General features: G+C 61.1%; 15 protein-coding genes. 13 read left to right on the forward strand and 2 right to left on the reverse strand.

What is annotated here, in order from left to right; all coding sequences use genetic code 11:
- Nucleotides 1-603, forward strand: coding sequence for a DUF924 family protein (locus AB4N41_RS10580; protein WP_252877273.1), 603 nt, complete (start codon nt 1-3; stop codon nt 601-603).
- Between the two features lie 107 nt (nt 604-710).
- On the opposite strand, the gene AB4N41_RS10585 is transcribed toward AB4N41_RS10580, so the two are convergent.
- Nucleotides 711-2,603, reverse strand: coding sequence for a methyl-accepting chemotaxis protein (locus AB4N41_RS10585; RefSeq protein ID WP_252877274.1), 1,893 nt, complete (start codon nt 2,601-2,603; stop codon nt 711-713).
- Nucleotides 2,604-2,885: 282 nt separating this feature from the next.
- Between AB4N41_RS10585 and AB4N41_RS10590 the strand changes: the two genes are divergently transcribed.
- On the forward strand, nt 2,886-3,140 hold the full coding sequence (locus AB4N41_RS10590; protein WP_016772095.1) for a hypothetical protein: 255 nt from the start codon (nt 2,886-2,888) through the stop codon (nt 3,138-3,140).
- Nucleotides 3,141-3,169: 29 nt separating this feature from the next.
- On the forward strand, nt 3,170-3,739 hold the full coding sequence (locus AB4N41_RS10595; protein WP_016772094.1) for a lipocalin family protein: 570 nt from the start codon (nt 3,170-3,172) through the stop codon (nt 3,737-3,739).
- 121 nt (nt 3,740-3,860) lie between these two features.
- On the opposite strand, the gene AB4N41_RS10600 is transcribed toward AB4N41_RS10595, so the two are convergent.
- Nucleotides 3,861-5,225 (reverse strand): formimidoylglutamate deiminase, encoded by a 1,365-nt coding sequence (locus AB4N41_RS10600; protein ID WP_236168198.1) that lies wholly within the window; start codon nt 5,223-5,225, stop codon nt 3,861-3,863.
- Between the two features lie 145 nt (nt 5,226-5,370).
- Here AB4N41_RS10600 and hutC point away from each other — a divergent pair, with 145 nt between their 5' ends.
- From hutC to hutI, 10 genes are all read left to right on the forward strand, one after another.
- Entirely contained in the window at nt 5,371-6,081 is a 711-nt protein-coding gene (gene hutC / locus AB4N41_RS10605; RefSeq protein WP_162999786.1) for a histidine utilization repressor, read from the forward strand.
- Nucleotides 6,078-6,650 (forward strand): HutD/Ves family protein, encoded by a 573-nt coding sequence (locus tag AB4N41_RS10610; protein ID WP_252877275.1) that lies wholly within the window; start codon nt 6,078-6,080, stop codon nt 6,648-6,650. Before hutC ends, AB4N41_RS10610 begins: the two co-directional genes overlap by 4 nt.
- 471 nt (nt 6,651-7,121) lie before the next feature.
- A complete protein-coding gene (hutU, locus tag AB4N41_RS10615) occupies nt 7,122-8,810 on the forward strand; it encodes a urocanate hydratase (RefSeq protein WP_016772090.1) in 1,689 nt (562 codons plus the stop codon).
- 148 nt (nt 8,811-8,958) lie between these two features.
- Entirely contained in the window at nt 8,959-10,431 is a 1,473-nt protein-coding gene (locus tag AB4N41_RS10620; RefSeq protein ID WP_252877276.1) for a purine-cytosine permease family protein, read from the forward strand.
- Between the two features lie 71 nt (nt 10,432-10,502).
- Nucleotides 10,503-11,471: an ABC transporter substrate-binding protein gene (locus AB4N41_RS10625; RefSeq protein ID WP_071174126.1), complete on the forward strand. Its 969-nt coding sequence runs from the start codon at nt 10,503-10,505 to the stop codon at nt 11,469-11,471.
- Between the two features lie 70 nt (nt 11,472-11,541).
- Nucleotides 11,542-12,393, forward strand: a complete 852-nt coding sequence (locus tag AB4N41_RS10630; protein ID WP_016772087.1) for an ABC transporter permease — start codon at nt 11,542-11,544, stop codon at nt 12,391-12,393.
- Entirely contained in the window at nt 12,390-13,220 is an 831-nt protein-coding gene (locus AB4N41_RS10635) for a quaternary amine ABC transporter ATP-binding protein (RefSeq protein ID WP_016772086.1), read from the forward strand. Before AB4N41_RS10630 ends, AB4N41_RS10635 begins: the two co-directional genes overlap by 4 nt.
- 184 nt (nt 13,221-13,404) lie before the next feature.
- The gene (hutH, locus tag AB4N41_RS10640) at nt 13,405-14,928 is read left to right on the forward strand and encodes a histidine ammonia-lyase (RefSeq protein WP_252877277.1); all 1,524 of its coding nucleotides are present in this window, start codon (nt 13,405-13,407) and stop codon (nt 14,926-14,928) included.
- A gap of 116 nt (nt 14,929-15,044) precedes the next feature.
- A complete protein-coding gene (gene hutH / locus AB4N41_RS10645; RefSeq protein WP_252868648.1) occupies nt 15,045-16,577 on the forward strand; it encodes a histidine ammonia-lyase in 1,533 nt (510 codons plus the stop codon).
- Nucleotides 16,578-16,821: 244 nt separating this feature from the next.
- On the forward strand, nt 16,822-18,027 hold the full coding sequence (gene hutI / locus AB4N41_RS10650; RefSeq protein ID WP_252877278.1) for an imidazolonepropionase: 1,206 nt from the start codon (nt 16,822-16,824) through the stop codon (nt 18,025-18,027).
- The last annotated feature ends 8 nt before the right edge of the window (nt 18,028-18,035 follow it).

Here is an 18,035-nt window from a genome sequence, read left to right on the forward strand (position 1 = left end):
ATGCACGCGCCCTGGCAGCCGTTGCTCGACTGGTGGTTCGGACACGCCGAATCAGCCAACGAAGTAGCGGCCGAAAAGGGCAAGTTGTGGTTCGGCAAGCGAAACAGCCAAGACCTCGAAGCGCAGACGCGTTTCGGGGTCTTTGTCGATCAGGCCCTGGCCGGCGAATTGACCGAGTGGACGCAATGTCCCGAAGGCTGGCTGGCGGTGGTGCTGCTGCTCGATCAACTGCCGCGCATGATCTATCGCGACACCCCCAAAGCGTTTTTCGGTGATCTGCTTGCACAGAAACTTGTCGCGCAAGGCATTGCGGCAGATTTTGATCGGCAGTTGAAGCCGATTCAGCGTGTGTTCATTTATCTGGTGTTCGAACACTGCGAAAACCTCGCGGTGCAGAATGAAGCCGTTTCCAGATTTATTGAATTGGTGGCTGAACAACCAGAGTCGGAGCGGGCGGTGTTTGCCGATAACCTGGACTATGCCGAGCGGCATCAGAAGGTGATTGCCCGGTTTGGCCGGTTTCCGCATCGCAATGCGGTGTTGGGGCGGGAGTCTACGTCTGAGGAATTGGAGTTCCTGTCCAGGCCCGGCTCAAGATTCTGAATCTTCAGTGCGGCTTATGCCGCTTTCGCGAGCAGGCTCGCTCCCACAATTGAAATGCATTCCACTGTGGGAGCGAGCCTGCTCGCGAAGAGGCCTGAGGCTGCAGCTTAGATCCTGAAGCTGCCGACCAGATGCTTCAACCGCGCCGCCTGCTGCTCAAGGTCCGAACACGCGCGCAACGTCGCCTGCAAGTTCTCCACGCCTTCCTGATTCAGCGTGTTGATCTCGTTGATATCGACATTGATCGACTCGACCACAGCAGTCTGCTCTTCAGTCGCGGTGGCCACCGACTGGTTCATGCCGTCGATTTCGCCGATGCGCTGGGTCACGCTGCCCAGACGCTCGCCGGCCTGGTTGGCGATGCCGACGCTGCTTTCGCTCTCGCGCTGGCTCTCGGTCATGATGGTTACTGCCTGACGTGCGCCGACCTGCAACTCTTCGATCATCTTCTGCACTTGCTGCGCCGAATCCTGGGTGCGGTGCGCGAGGTTGCGCACCTCGTCGGCGACCACGGCGAAACCGCGTCCGGCCTCACCGGCACGCGCGGCTTCAATGGCGGCGTTGAGTGCGAGCAGGTTGGTCTGCTGGGAAATGCTGGTGATCACTTCGAGAATCTGGCCGATGTTCACCGTGTTGCTGTTCAGCGTTTCGATGTTGCCGCAGGAGTCGCTGATCTTCGCCGACAGTTGTTGCATGGCGTAAATGGTTTTATCCACCACCTGCTGGCCGTCGACCGCGAGGCTGCGCGCATCGCTGGAGTGCTGCGAGGCGAGGGCGGCGTTCTGGGCGATTTCCTGAGCGGCGGCGCCGAGCTGATTGATCGCGGCGGCGACACTGTTGGTGCGGCTGGCCTGCTGGTCGGAGTTGTACATCGACGAGTTCGAGGCAGCGACCACACGCAGGGCGACTTCGTTGACCTGGCCGGTGGCCGAGGACACTTCGCGGATCGACGTATGAATGCGTTCGACGAAGCGGTTGAACGACGTACCCAATGCGCCGAATTCATCGTTGCCGTGAATCACCAGCCGTTTGGTCAGGTCGCCTTCGCCTTCAGCGATGTCATGCATCGCACGGCCCATGGTCAGCAGCGGTTGCATCAGCACGCGAATCAGCATGCCGAGCAGGCCGATGATGATCAGCACGGCGATGACCATGGCGATCAGTGCCGAGGTGCGGAATTCGCTGAGCATCGAGAACGCGGTGTCTTTGTCGAGCACCAGCGCCACGTACCAGTCAGCCGATGGCACGCCGTTGACGCGGGTGAAGGAAACCAACTGGGTCTTGCCGTCGAACTCGACTTGTTTCAGGCCCGGGCTGACTTGAGGCGCGCCGTTCGGATAGGCCTCGGCGAGGGACTTGAGCACCAGCTTGCTGTCCGGGTGAATCAGGATCTTGCCTTCGGCGCTGACGATGAACGCATGACCGTGGCCGCCGAAGTTCAGCGAGTTGATGATCGCGCTGACGCTGGTCAGATCGATGTCGGCACCGGCGACGCCGAGCATTTGGCCCTGACGCTGCACCGGGGTGGCGACGGTGATCACCAGTTTGCCCGACGAAGCGGCGATGTACGGTTCGGTGACGATGGTCTGCTGCGCGCTGTTGGCCGCTTTGTACCAACCACGCGCCCGTGGGTCGTAGTCCGGCGCACGGTTGCCGGCCGGCACCGAGAACATCACGCCGTCAGCGCCACCGAAATAGCTGAGCTGGAAATTGCCGGTGTAGGCGGGCAGGTCAATGATGCGCTTGAGGCTGGCGGGCGCGTTGCCGTCGACGGCGACTTGCTGCGACAGCGATTGCAGCAGTTGAATGCGACTTTCCAGCCAGGTCTGGATGTTGCTGGTGGTCAGGCTACCCAGTTCCTGCATGGTCGCTTCGGTGCTGCTGCTCAAGGCCTGACGTTGGCGATAGTCGTTGAAGAAGATGAAACAGGCGAACGCAACGGCCACCACAAGGGCAGCAGCCAGCAAAATCTTGTGGCTGAATTTCATGTTTCTGGTCATCGAATGAACTACCGCGAAGGGGCTGGTCAGGAAAGGGCGGCAATTTGCCATATTCGGCAGCGTTGCGCTGCTCTTATTTTCGACCGCGCCGCGCCAAAGATTAGGCGTTTGCAGGGAAAGTCGACGAAATGCTCGACGGCTTCACAAAGTTTTTGATTTACCGACAAAAGCCGGACGGGCGGGCTGATAAATAGGCGTTCGGTCACGGAACCAGATGACACTTTTCTCTTCTAAGCTTCTGGTTGGCACCATGCCATCCCCCCTCGTTCCAGGAGTTTCACCATGTCGCTGCGATCTATCGCCCTGCTGTCGTTTTGCGTGCTGTTGGCCGCATGCAGCAAGGTCAATCAGGAAAACTACTCCAAGCTCTCGGCCGGCATGGCCAAGTCCGAAGTGGAAACCCTTCTCGGCAAGCCCACCGATTGCTCGGGCGCGCTCGGTATGTCCAGCTGCACCTGGGGCGACAAGAACAGCTTTATCAGCGTGCAATACGCCGGTGACAAAGTGCTGATGTTTTCCGGCCAAGGCCTGAAGTAAACCGGGGCTTCGCGCCCACGGAGAAAAAAATGAAGCGGTTATTGCTGATCCTTTTTGCTGGCCTGGTACTGGCTGGCTGCGCCACTTCCGGCGTCGACCCGTTGGCGCCCAAGACCGTCAACAGCGTCAATCTCAAGCGTTATCAGGGCACCTGGTATGAACTGGCACGCTTGCCGATGTACTTCCAGCGCCACTGCGCGCAATCCGAAGCCCATTACACCCTCAAGCCTGACGGTAATGTCGGCGTGCTCAACCGTTGCCTGACCCCGGAGTGGCAGTGGGAAGAAGCCAAGGGCACGGCTTATCCACAAGTGCCGGGCAAGACCGACAAGCTCTGGGTCGAATTCGATAACTGGTTCTCGCGCCTGGTGCCGGGTGTGGCGAAGGGCGAGTACTGGGTGTTGTACGTCAGCGACGATTACAAGACCGCCATCGTCGGCGATCCGAGTCGCAAGTACCTGTGGCTGCTGTCACGCACACCGACCGTCAACGGTGTAGTGCGGGAAGAATTGCTGAGCAAGGCGCGTCAGCAGGGTTACGACACCACACGCCTGATCTGGCGGGCGTCGGATCGGCAGATGGCCAAGACATCCAATTAAGCCGCTATACAAATCAAATGTGGGGGCGAGCCTGCTCGCGAAGAGGGTGTATCAGTCGATATGAATGTTGACTGATACAGCGCTTTCGCGAGCAGGCTCGCTCCCACAGTTTGGTTTTGGGTCAGCCCAAGAGATCACGCAGGACCTGGGTGAAAGCTCGGGCGCTTTGCTCTTCGCCGGCATGCCGTCCATCGCGCACCACCCACTGACCATTGACCAGCACATCGCGCACTTGGCGATCGCCGCCGGCGAACAACCAGCGATTGAGAATCCCGTCTCCCGCAGCCGTCGCCAGATACGGATCGCTGCCATCCAGGACAATCCAGTCCGCGCGCTTGCCCACTTCCAGCGCGCCGATCGGCTGCCCCAGTGCCTGTGCACCGCCGTCCAGCGCCGCGTCATACAGGGTGCGACCGACCATCGGCTGCTGCGCGCCATACAAGCGATTGCGCCGCTGATCACGCAGGCGCTGGCCATATTCCAGCCAGCGCAATTCTTCCACCACGCTCAGCGACACATGGCTGTCGGAGCCAATGCCCATGCGCCCGCCCTGGGCAAGAAAGTCCACCGCCGGAAAAATTCCGTCGCCCAGATTCGCTTCAGTGGTCAGGCACAGCCCGGCGATCGCGCGACTGTTGGCCATTAGCGTGATTTCTTGCGGATTGGCGTGGGTGGCGTGGACCAGACACCAGCGCTGATCGACTTCAGTGTTCTCGTAAAGCCATTGCAACGGACGACGACCGCTCCAGCTCAGGCAGTCGTCGACTTCCTTTTGCTGTTCGGCGATGTGTATGTGCACCGGGCATTGTTTGTCACTGGCCGCCAACACTTCGCTGATTTGTTGTGGCGTCACCGCCCGCAGCGAGTGGAAACACAGGCCCAGCGATTGCGCCTTTTGCTGCGCCAGTAATGGCTGCAACCGCGCTTGCAGATTCAGATAGTTTTCAGTGCTGTTGATAAAGCGACGCTGGCCATCGTTTGGCGTCTGCCCGCCGAATCCGGAATGACTGTAGAGCACTGGCAGCAGGGTCAGACCGATGCCGCTTTCGCTGGCGGCCTGGCTGATACGCAAAGCCAGTTCGGCAGGATCGGCATACGGCTGGCCGTTGCTGTCGTGGTGCACATAGTGAAATTCGGCGACCGAGGTGTAACCGGCCTTGAGCATTTCGATGTAGAGCTGACGGGCGATGATGCCGAGCTGATCCGGGCTGATTTTTCCGACGAGGCGGTACATCAGATCGCGCCAGGTCCAGAAACTGTCGTTGGGGTTGCCGGCCACTTCGGCCAATCCAGCCATGGCGCGCTGGAAGGCGTGGGAGTGCAGGTTGGGCATACCCGGCAGCAACGGCCCGCGCAGCCGTTCGGCGCCGTCTGCGCTGGAATCGGCCTGGATTCGGGTCAACAGGCCATCGGCGCTGACCTCGAGACGTACATTGTTGGCCCATCCGTTAGGCAGCAGTGCGCGTGCGGCAAAGAAGGCGGACATCGTTCGGCACCCCATGTGTGTTATTTGTATATACATATACAGACGTTTGCCTGCCCGGTAAACTCCGGCAAGCTAGTCACTTTCATCCAATGAACAGGGATCAACCGTGCCGACTCCGCCTCCAGTTTCTCCGTTGGCCGCGAACATGGGCGACAGTCCGGCGCCTTTGTACGCCCGCGTCAAACAGATGATCACCCAGCAGATCGACAGCGGTAACTGGCCGCCGCACTACCGCGTGCCGTCCGAAAGCGAACTGGTCAGCCAGCTCGGCTTCAGCCGCATGACCATCAACCGCGCCCTGCGCGAGATGACCGCCGACGGCCTGCTGGTGCGCATGCAAGGCGTGGGCACGTTTGTCGCCGAACCGAAGAGCCAGTCCGCGCTGTTCGAAGTGCACAACATTGCCGACGAAATCGCCTCGCGCGGGCATCGCCACACCTGTCAGGTCATCACCCTCGAAGAAGAGGCCGCCGGTTCCGAACGCGCGCTGGCGCTGGACATGCGCGAAGGCCAGAAGGTCTTCCACTCGCTGATCGTGCATTACGAAAACGGCATTCCGGTGCAAATCGAAGACCGTTTCGTCAACGCCCTGGTCGCGCCGGAATACCTCAAGCAGGATTTCACCCTGCAAACGCCTTATGCCTATCTCAACCAGGTCGCGCCGCTGACCGAGGGCGAGCACGTGGTCGAAGCGATTCTTGCCGAGCCGTCGGAGTGCAAGCTGCTGCAGATCGAAAAGGGCGAGCCGTGCCTGCTGATTCGCCGGCGAACCTGGTCGGGGCGTCAACCGGTGACGGCGGCGCGTTTGATCCACCCCGGTTCCCGCCATCGTCTGGAAGGGCGCTTTCATAAATGAATTATCAAGTGAAGGTTCTACGCGCTGAAGGCTACCCGCGCATGCCGTGGAAAAACGGCGGCGGCAGCACCGAGGAAATCACTCGTGATGCCGGCACTGGCCTGGACGGTTTCGGCTGGCGCCTGTCGATTGCCGACATCACCGAATCCGGCGGTTTCTCGACATTCGCCGGTTACCAGCGAGTCATCACCGTGTTGCAGGGCGACGGCATGACCCTGTGCGTCGACGGTGACGCTACCCGTCCACTGTTACCCTTGGACCCGTTTGCTTTCAGCGGCGAAAGCCAAGTGTCCTGCACCTTGCTCGGCGGTGCGATTCGCGACTTCAATCTGATCTACGCGCCGCAACGTTACAGCGCGCGATTGCAGTGGCTGGACGGTGAGCAGCGGTTCTTCAGTTCGGCATCGACAGTGCTGGTGTTCAGTGTCAGTGAGCTGATGGACGTGCGTGTTGGCGACGGCGTTTCACAGCTCGGTCGGCATGATTGCCTGCAACTGGACGGCAACAGTGGGCTGGTCGAAGTCTCCACCCATGGCACTTGCTGCATAGTTGAACTTCTCCAAAACTGACCCTGTGGCGAGGGGATTTATCCCCGCTGGGTCGCGAAGCGGCCCCATTCCTGATTAAAAAAAGCGGTCTGCTGCGCAGCCCAGCGGGGATAAATCCCCTCGCCACCAAAGCCATCCCCACTCTTGTTTCCCTTCCGCGCACCAACTTGTTACCGAACGCCCCAGCGTGGCGCAAAACCACGCTGTCGTAGCCAATCCCAACCTCCCCAAAATAACTGCGAAGAAAATTTCATTCACGCCAGAACCCTCGATTCAGGCGCTCTCCAGCCCTACCCCTGATTTTTCCTGAACACTCATCCATCAAGTTGGCCGCTTGATTGCATATGCTTGTATGTACAAGTAAAGACGTATGCGTATGAGTCGGTCGAGACTCTCCGCAGCGTCCACTGATTCGCTTGTCGCGCAGCACAGCGCGCAGGCTGCTACCCACTGCCAGGGTTGGTTTGAATTGATCGCTGAGGAGTCTTTTTCGTGACTGACAATACCCAGAACAGCAACAAGTTTCGTGACGTGCAGATCCGCGCCGCACGCGGTAACACGCTGACCGCCAAGAGCTGGCTGACTGAAGCGCCGCTGCGCATGTTGATGAACAACCTCGACCCGGAAGTCGCCGAAAACCCGAAAGAACTGGTGGTCTATGGAGGCATCGGCCGCGCTGCGCGGAACTGGGAGTGCTACGACAAGATCGTTGAAAGCCTGACCAATCTGAACGACGACGAAACCCTGCTGGTGCAGTCGGGCAAGCCGGTCGGCGTATTCAAGACTCATAGCAACGCGCCGCGCGTGCTGATCGCCAACTCCAACCTGGTGCCGCACTGGGCGAGCTGGGAACACTTCAACGAACTCGACGCCAAAGGCCTGGCCATGTACGGCCAGATGACCGCCGGCAGCTGGATCTACATCGGCAGCCAGGGCATCGTTCAGGGCACCTACGAAACCTTCGTTGAAGCCGGGCGCCAGCATTACAACGCTGACCTCAAGGGCCGCTGGGTGCTCACCGCCGGCCTCGGTGGCATGGGCGGCGCACAACCGCTGGCCGCCACCCTGGCCGGTGCCTGCTCGCTGAACATCGAATGCCAGCAGGTCAGCATCGATTTCCGCCTGAAGAGCCGTTACGTCGATGAGCAAGCCAAAGACCTCGACGACGCTCTGGCGCGTATCGACAAATACACCAAAGAAGGCAAAGCGATTTCCATCGCGCTGCTCGGTAATGCGGCGGAAATCCTCCCGGAACTGGTCAAGCGCGGCGTGCGCCCGGACATGGTCACCGACCAGACCAGCGCCCACGACCCGCTCAACGGTTACCTGCCGGCCGGCTGGAGCTGGGACGAATACCGCGCTCGCGCCAAGACCGAACCGGCCGCTGTGATCAAAGCCGCCAAGCAGTCGATGGCGGTGCACGTCAAAGCCATGCTGGAGTTCCAGAAGCAGGGCATTCCGACCTTCGACTACGGCAACAACATCCGTCAGATGGCTCAGGAAGAAGGCGTCGAAAACGCTTTCGATTTCCCGGGCTTCGTGCCGGCCTACATCCGTCCGCTGTTCTGCCGTGGCATCGGCCCGTTCCGTTGGGCGGCGCTGTCGGGTGATCCACAGGACATCTACAAAACCGACGCCAAGGTCAAAGAGCTGATCCCCGACGACGCGCATTTGCACAACTGGCTGGACATGGCCCGCGAGCGCATCAGCTTCCAGGGTCTGCCGGCACGTATCTGCTGGGTCGGTCTGGGCCAGCGCGCCAAGCTCGGTCTGGCCTTCAACGAAATGGTCCGTAGCGGCGAGCTGTCGGCCCCGGTGGTGATCGGTCGCGACCACCTCGACTCCGGCTCGGTGGCCAGCCCCAACCGCGAAACCGAATCGATGCAGGACGGCTCCGACGCCGTCTCCGATTGGCCGTTGCTCAACGCGCTGCTGAACACCGCCAGCGGCGCGACCTGGGTGTCTTTGCACCACGGCGGCGGTGTCGGCATGGGCTTCTCGCAACATTCGGGGATGGTGATCGTCTGCGACGGTACCGATGAAGCCGCCGAGCGCATCGCTCGCGTGCTGCACAACGACCCGGCTACCGGCGTCATGCGTCATGCGGATGCCGGTTACCAGATCGCCATCGACTGCGCGAAAGAGCAGGGGCTGAATCTGCCGATGATCACTGGCGGGTAACACGCTCTGGTTTTATGTGGGAGCGAGCCTGCTCGCGAAGGCGTCGTGTCAGTCGCTACTGCTGTGCCTGATACACCGATTCGCGAGCAGGCTCGCTCCCACAGAGGAATTTCAGTGAACCCGAATAGCAATCCACAGAGGTTGAATCATGGCGGTTAACAACGAACGTGCAGGCAGTACTCCGTTGATCGAAAGGCGTTCGATCGACTACATCCCGGAAGCGGAAAGACACGGTCGTCTGTTCAGTCAGTTCACCCTGTGGATGGGCGCCAACCTGCAGATCACTGCGATCGTCACCGGGGCCTTGGCCGTGGTGCTCGGCGGTGATGTGTTCTGGTCGCTGATCGGTCTGTTGATCGGTCAGTTGCTCGGCGGTGGTGTGATGGCGCTGCATGCCGCGCAAGGACCGAAACTGGGCCTGCCGCAGATGATCTCCAGTCGTGTGCAATTCGGCGTTTACGGCGCTGCGATTCCGATCGTGCTGGTGTGCCTGATGTACCTCGGCTTCACCGCCACCGGAACGGTGCTGTCCGGGCAAGCGCTGGGCCAGTTGTTCGGTGTCAGCGACAGTGTAGGCATCCTGATTTTCGCCAGCGTCATCGTGCTGGTCACGGTGCTTGGCTACCGGGTAATCCACTGGATCGGCCGCGTCGCCAGTGTGATTGGCGTGATCGCTTTCGTGTTCCTGTTCTGGCGGCTGATGAGCCAGACCGACGTTGGTGCGCTCCTGCAGATTCGTCATTTCAGCTGGAGCAGTTTCCTCTTGGCGGTGTCGCTGGCGGCGTCCTGGCAGATCGCTTTCGGCCCGTATGTAGCTGACTACTCGCGTTACCTGCCGAGCGCCACTTCATCGGTGAAAACCTTTTTCGCCGCTGGCGCAGGTTCGGTGATCGGCGCGCAGGTGGCGATGATCCTCGGCGTGTTTGCCGCCGCGTCGGCCAACGGTCAATTCGCTGGCCATGAAGTCGCCTACATCGTCGGCCTCGGCGGTACCGGCGCCACTGCCGCGCTGCTGTATTTCAGTATCGCGTTCGGCAAGGTGACCATCTCGACGCTGAACTCCTACGGCAGCTTCATGTGCATCGCGACCATCATCAGTGGTTTCAAAGGCCATCTGACGGTGACCCGGATGCAGCGGCTGGTGTTTGTGCTGGTGATCGTCGGCGCCGCTACTCTGATCGCGCTGCTCGGTCAGCACTCGTTCCTCGGTGCGTTCAAGTCTTTCATCCTGTTCCTGCTCGCCTTCTTCACCCCGTGGAGCGCGATCAATCTGGTCGACTACTACTGCATCACCCGCGAGCGTTACGACGTGCCGGCGCTGGCCGATCCGGACGGTCGCTATGGCCGCTGGAACCTGCTCGGTATCAGCGTCTACGTGTTCGGCGTGCTGGTGCAGTTGCCATTCATCTCGACCAAGTTCTACACCGGCCCACTGGTGGCCGCCCTCGGTGATGTCGACATTTCCTGGATCATCGGTCTGGTTCTCCCGGCCGCCGTCTATTACTTCTGCGCAAAGAAATGGCACAGCACCGTGCCCGACCGCCTGATTCTGCCGGTCGAGCAGAACAGCACCCAACAAGCAAAAACGAGCGGGGCCGGTCGCGCTGCGGCGCAGGCCTGATCTGGACGTGGACCAGGCTGGATGCCTCTTGAACTGCCGTAAGCCCATTCATGATTAGGAGCGTCACGACAATGAAATCGAACAAGACCCTGCTGACCACATTGCTGTCCATGGGCCTGCTGGCCAGTGCCGGTGCGACGCAAGCCGCCGGCTGGTGCGAATCGGGCAAACCGGTGAAATTCGCCGGGCTGAACTGGGAAAGCGGCATGCTTCTGACCGACGTGCTGCAAGTGGTGCTGGAGAAAGGTTACGGCTGCAAGACCGACAGCCTGCCGGGCAATTCCATCACCATGGAAAACGCCCTGAGCAGCAACGATATTCAAGTGTTTGCCGAAGAGTGGGTCGGCCGCAGCGAGGTCTGGAACAAGGCCGAGAAGGCCGGCAAGGTCGTCGGCGTCGGTGCACCGGTGGTGGGCGCGGTCGAAGGCTGGTACGTGCCGCGTTACGTGATCGAAGGCGACGCCAAGCGCAAGCTCGAGGCGAAAGCCCCGGACCTGAAAAACATCGCTGATCTGGGCAAGTATTCCGCCGTGTTCAAGGACGCTGAAGAGCCGTCCAAGGGCCGCTTCTATAACTGCCCGGCCGGCTGGACCTGCGAGCTCGACAACAGCGAAATGCTCAAGAGTTATGGCCTGGAAAACAGTTACACCAACTTCCGCCCGGGCACAGGCCCCGCGCTGGATGCGGCGGTGCTGTCGAGCTACAAGCGCGGCGAGCCGATCCTCTTCTACTACTGGTCGCCGACCCCGCTGATGGGCCAGATCGATGCAGTCAAACTGGAAGAGAAACCCGGCGTCGACAAGACCGTCAGCATCAAGGTCGGCCTGTCGAAAACCTTCCACGACGAAGCCCCGGAACTGGTCGCCGTGCTGGAAAAGGTCAACCTGCCGATCGACCTGCTCAATCAGAACCTCGGGCGCATGGCCAAGGAACGTATCGAGTCGGCAAAACTGGCGAAAATCTTCCTCAAGGAACATCCTGAAGTCTGGCACGCATGGGTGAGCGACGACGCAGCCAAGAAAATCGACGCGGCCTTGTAGGTCAGGTTTCCCCGGCTGCCAGCCACGGCAGCCGGACGCTTGATCGCAACCCCTTGATTGAGAGTCCCTTATGTTTCCCGAAAGTTTTACCTTTTCCATCGCCGACTGGGTCAACGGTTGGGTCGATTCGCTGGTGACCAATTACGGCGACGTGTTTCGGCATATCTCCGACACGCTGCTGTGGGCCATCGTCAGTCTCGAAGGTTTGCTGCGTGCAGCGCCGTGGTGGTTGATGCTGGCAATCGTCGGTGTCATCGCCTGGCACGCCACGCGCAAAGTCGTGACCACCGCCGTGATTGTCGGTCTGTTGTTTCTGGTGGGCGCGGTCGGCCTCTGGGACAAACTCATGCAGACCCTGGCGCTGATGATGGTCGCGACGATCATTTCGGTGCTGATCGGCATCCCGCTGGGGATTCTCTCGGCGCGCAGCAATCGCCTGCGTTCGGTGCTGATGCCGCTGCTCGACATCATGCAGACCATGCCGAGTTTCGTTTACCTGATTCCGGTGCTGATGCTGTTCGGCCTGGGCAAGGTGCCGGCGATTTTCGCCACGGTGATCTACGCCGCGCCCCCGCTGATTCGCCTGACCGACCTTGGTATTCGCCAGGTAGACGGCGAAGTCATGGAAGCGATCAATGCCTTCGGCGCCAACCGCTGGCAGCAACTGTTCGGCGTGCAACTGCCGCTGGCGCTGCCGAGCATCATGGCCGGGATCAACCAGACCACGATGATGGCCCTGTCGATGGTGGTGATCGCCTCGATGATCGGCGCCCGCGGCCTCGGTGAAGACGTACTGGTGGGCATTCAGACGCTCAACGTCGGCCGTGGTCTCGAAGCCGGGCTGGCGATCGTGATTCTCGCGGTGGTCATCGACCGCATCACTCAAGCGTACGGTCGGCCACGCCATGAGGTGAGCAAATGAGCAATGCAAGCGTGAGCAAGATCGAAGTGCGCAACGTCTTCAAGATTTTCGGCAACCGCGCCAAGGATGCGCTGGCCATGGTCGGCCAGGGCAAGAGCAAGGATCAGGTGCTCAACGAAACCGGTTGCGTGGTCGGCGTGAACGACTTGTCGCTGAGCATCGGCACCGGCGAAATCTTTGTGATCATGGGCCTGTCCGGCTCGGGCAAATCCACCCTGGTGCGCCACTTCAATCGCCTGATCGACCCCACCAGCGGGGCGATTCTGGTCGATGGCGAGGACATCCTGCAGTACGACATGGACGCCCTGCGCGAATTTCGTCGACACAAGATCAGCATGGTGTTCCAGAGCTTCGGTCTGCTGCCGCACAAGACCGTGCTCGATAACGTCGCCTACGGCCTGAAAGTGCGCGGCGAAAGCAAGCAGGTCTGCGCCGAACGCGCGCTGCACTGGATCAACACCGTCGGTCTAAAAGGCTACGAAAACAAATACCCGCACCAGCTCTCCGGCGGCATGCGTCAGCGCGTCGGCCTCGCCCGTGCATTGGCGGCGGACACCGACATCATCCTCATGGACGAAGCGTTCAGTGCGCTGGATCCGTTGATCCGCGCCGAGATGCAGGACCAGTTGCTGGAACTGCAAAAGACCCTGCACAAAACCATCGTCTTCATCACCCACGACCTCGACGAAGCCGTGCGCATCGGCAATCGCATCGCGATTCTCAAGGATGGCCGGTTGATCCAGGTGGGCACGCCAAGAGAGATCCTGCACTCGCCGGCGGATGAGTATGTCGACCGGTTCGTGCAGCGGCGCGCGGCAGTGGTCTGAGACTGAGTGGCCGTCGTGGCGAGGGGATTTATCCCCGTTCGGCTGCGAAGCAGTCGTAAAACCGGCCACTGCGGTCTGTCTGACGGATTTGCGGGCATGGTTTGGGGCGGCTTCGCCACCCAACGGGGATAAATCCCCTCACCACTGGGTTACCGGCATCAACAGAATTGGTATGAGGTTTTAGATGTCCCAGGCTGAAAAAATCGTTATCACAGGCAGCCCTCTGCGTTGGCAGGACGTGGTCGCCGTTGCCCGGCACGGTGCGCCACTGGAACTGTCCAGCGAAACCTGGGCGCGCCTCGATAACGCTCAGGCCATCGTCCAGCGCATCGTCGCCAGTGGCGAGCGCGCCTATGGCGTCAACACCGGTCTGGGCGGTCTGTCCAACGTCTCGCTGCAGGACGAACAGCTCAGCCAACTCTCGCGCAACACCTTGCTCAGCCATGCCTGCGGTGTCGGCCCGGTGCTCAGCGACGAGCAGACCCGCGCAATCATCTGCGCTGCGATCCACAACTACAGCCACGGCAAGTCCGGCCTGCATCGGCGTGTGGTCGAAGGGCTGCTGGCGCTGCTCAATCGCGGCATCACCCCGCAGGTGCCGTCGCAGGGTTCGGTGGGTTACCTGACGCACATGGCGCACATCGGCATCGCGCTGCTCGGCGTTGGCAATGTCAGTTATCGCGGGCAGATCATTTCGGCGCAACAGGCGCTGGCCGAAGAGGGCCTGCAACCTGTGCAGCTCGGCGCGAAGGATGGCTTGTGTCTGGTCAACGGCACGCCCTGCATGACCGGCCTCAGTTGCCTGGCGATTGCCGATGCTACGCGGCTGTTGCAATGGGCCGATGTCATTGGTGCGATGAGTTTCGAAGCCCAGCGCGGCCAGATCGATGCCTTCGATGCCGAGATCATTGCGCTCAAGCCGCATCCGGGCATGCAGCAGGTCGGCCAAAATCTGCGTGCATTACTCGATGGCAGCCAAGTGATCGCCGCAAGCAAAGGCGTTCGCACTCAGGACGCGCTGAGCATCCGCTCGATCCCGCAGGTGCATGGCGCCGCGCGTGATCAACTGGAGCACGCAATCAAACAGGTGGAAGCCGAACTCAACGGCTGCACCGACAACCCGTTACTGCTCGGCACACCAGACAATTTCCGGGTGATGTCGCAGGCCAACCCGCACGGTCAATCCGTGGCGATGGCTGCGGATCTGCTGGCGATTGCCATGGCCGAAATCGGCTCGATTGCCGAGCGCCGTCTGGACCGTTTGGTCAATCCGCACGTCAGCGGTCTGCCGGCGTTTCTGGTGGCCAATCCCGGGGTCAACTCGGGGATGATGATCGTGCAATACGTCGCCGCCTCGCTGTGTGCGGAAAACCGTCAATTGGCGCAACCGGCGGTACTCGACAACTACATCACCTCGGGCCTGCAGGAAGATCACCTGAGCATGGGCACCAACGCCGCGCTGAAGCTGCATCGCGCGCTGGAAAACTGCACGCAGATCCTCGCGATTGAATACCTGCTGGCGGCGCAGGCGTTTGAATTCCTCAATGAACAGCGCTTTGGCGTGGGCACTGACCGCGCGTGGAAACTGCTGCGCGAAACGGTCCCCGCCTACGATCAGGATCGCTGGCTGGCGCCGGATATCGCTGCCGCTGCGACCGTGCTGAAAGACCCGAATCTGCCGCACAACGTTCTACCGAATTTGCACTGACAACTACCCATACCAGCGTGCCAAGGCGTGGATCGTTCACAAGACGAGAAACGACGGATAACGGAATGCTCCGGAGCGACTGGTAGTTAATAACAATGCCTGACAGGAGCATTTTAATGACTGCGCTGAATCTGATCCCCGGCCAACTGAGCCTGGCCCAACTGCGTGACGTCTATCAGAACCCGGTCACACTGACCCTCGACAACAGCGCCAGCGCGCAGATCGAGGCCAGCGTCGCCTGCGTCGAACAGATCCTCGCCGAGAACCGCACCGCCTACGGCATCAACACCGGTTTCGGCCTGCTGGCCTCGACGCGCATCGCCAGCGAAGACCTGGAGAACCTGCAGCGTTCGCTGGTGCTCTCGCACGCTGCCGGCGTCGGCCAGCCGATCAGCGATGACCTTGTGCGACTGATCATGGTGCTCAAGGTCAACAGTCTCAGCCGTGGTTTTTCCGGCATCCGTCGGCAGGTGATCGATGCGCTGATCGCGCTGATCAATGCCGAGGTCTATCCGCACATTCCGCTGAAAGGTTCGGTCGGTGCGTCGGGGGATCTGGCGCCGTTGGCGCACATGTCGCTGGTGCTGCTGGGCGAGGGCAAGGCGCGCTACAAGGGCGAATGGCTTGAAGCCACCGAAGCACTGAAAGTCGCAGGCCTGGCGCCGCTGACTTTAGCGGCTAAAGAAGGTCTGGCGCTGCTCAACGGTACCCAGGTTTCCACAGCGTTTGCCCTGCGCGGCCTGTTCGAAGGCGAAGATCTGTTTGCCGGTGCAGTGGCGCTGGGCAGTCTCACCGTAGAAGCCGTGCTCGGTTCGCGCTCGCCGTTCGACGCGCGCATTCATGCCGCGCGTGGGCAGAGAGGGCAGATCGATGCTGCTGCCGCGTACCGCGATCTGCTCGGTGAGCGCAGCGAAGTCTCCGCCTCGCACCAGAACTGCGACAAGGTCCAGGACCCGTATTCGCTGCGCTGCCAGCCGCAAGTCATGGGCGCCTGCCTGACCCAGTTCCGCCAGGCCGCTGAAGTGCTGGCGGTCGAAGCCAACGCGGTTTCCGACAACCCCTTGGTCTTCGCCGCTGAAGGCGACGTGATTTCCGGCGGCAACTTCCACGCCGAACCGGTAGCCATGGCCGCTGACAACATGGCCCTGGCCATCGCTGAAATCGGCTCGCTGAGCGAACGCCGCATCTCGCTGATGATGGACAAGCACATGTCGCAACTGCCGCCGTTCCTGGTGGCCAATGGCGGGGTGAACTCCGGTTTCATGATCGCCCAGGTCACCGCTGCGGCGTTGGCCAGCGAAAACAAGGCGTTGTCCCACCCGCATTCGGTGGACAGCCTGCCGACCTCGGCCAACCAGGAAGATCACGTATCGATGGCCCCGGCGGCGGGCAAGCGGCTGTGGGAAATGGCCGAGAACACTCGCGGCATTCTCGCCGTGGAATGGCTGGCGGCAGTGCAGGGCCTGGATCTGCGCAACGGCCTGAAGACCTCACCGAAGCTGGAACAGGCGCGGGCGATTTTGCGCAAGGAGGTGCCGTTCTATGAGAAGGACCGCTTCTTTGCCCCGGACATCAATGCGGCGACTGAATTGCTGGCGTCGCGGTGCTTGACCCAGCTTGTCGCTGGGCAGTTGTTGCCTAGTTTGTAAGCGCTTTACGGGGAGATTTGTATTGTTAGTGAAATCGCTCCCCCTCACCCCAGCCCTCTCCCCCAAGGGGGAGAAGGGGAAGGGAGCCGATCTTCATTGTTTTCGCAACGTGAGTTCGGCTGAGAAATTTCAGGTCGGCATATCTTGACGGAACAACACGGTCAGTCCCCTCTCCCTCTGGGAGAGGGCTAGGGTGAGGGGCTTTTGAGGCTGCTCACCATACAAACCCAAACGGAGGCCAACAGTGAAAACCCTCTGGCAACACTGCCACGTCGCAACCATGGCCAACGGGGTCTATTCGATCATCGAGGATGCCGCGATCGTGACGTCCGGCACGCTGATCGAGTGGATCGGCCCGCGCGCCCAACTGCCGACCGGCGAATACCCGGCGGTCAATGATTTGCAGGGTGCGTGGGTCACCCCCGGTCTGATCGACTGCCACACCCACACCGTGTTCGGCGGCAACCGCAGCGGTGAGTTCGAGCAGCGTCTGCAAGGCGTCAGCTACGCCGAGATCGCCGCGCAGGGCGGCGGCATCGCCAGCACCGTGCGCGCCACCCGCGAAGCGAGCGAAGACGAGTTGTTCGCCAGCGCCGCCAAACGCCTGAAAAGCCTGATGCGCGACGGCGTGACCACGGTGGAAATGAAGTCGGGCTACGGTCTCGATCTGGCCAACGAGCGCAAGCTGCTGCGGGTCATCCGGCGCCTGGCCGAAGAGCTGCCGATCAGCGTGCGCAGCACTTGCCTGGCGGCGCACGCGTTGCCGCCGGAGTACAAGGATCGCGCCGACGATTACATCGATCTGGTCTGCGAGCAGATGCTTCCGGCCCTCGCCGCCGAAGGTTTGGTCGATGCCGTGGATGCGTTCTGCGAATACCTGGCATTCTCGCCGGAGCAGGTCGAGCGGGTCTTCGTCGCCGCGCAACAACTCGGACTGCCGGTGAAGCTGCACGCCGAGCAATTGTCCTCGCTGCACGGCTCCAGCCTCGCCGCGCGCTACAAAGCCTTGTCCGCCGATCACCTGGAGTTCATGGACGAGGACGACGCGATCGCCATGGCCGCTGCCGACACCGTCGCCGTGCTGCTACCAGGCGCGTTCTACTTTCTGCGCGAAACCCAGTTGCCGCCGATGGAAGCGCTGCGCAAGCACAAGGTGAAAATCGCCATCGCCAGCGACCTCAACCCCGGCACCTCGCCGGCGCTGTCGTTGCGCCTGATGCTGAACATGGCTTGCACCTGTTTCCGCATGACCCCGGAAGAAGCCTTGGCCGGAGCGACCATCCATGCCGCGCAGGCGTTGGGCATGGCCGATACCCACGGCTCGCTGGAGGTCGGCAAGGTCGCTGATTTCGTGGCGTGGGACATCGAGCGTCCGGCGGATCTGGCCTATTGGCTCGGTGGCGATCTGGACAAGCGCGTCGTGCGTCACGGCGTCGAATCGAATTTCTAGGAGGGCGG

The organism is Pseudomonas sp. S2_A10 (assembly GCF_054668465.1).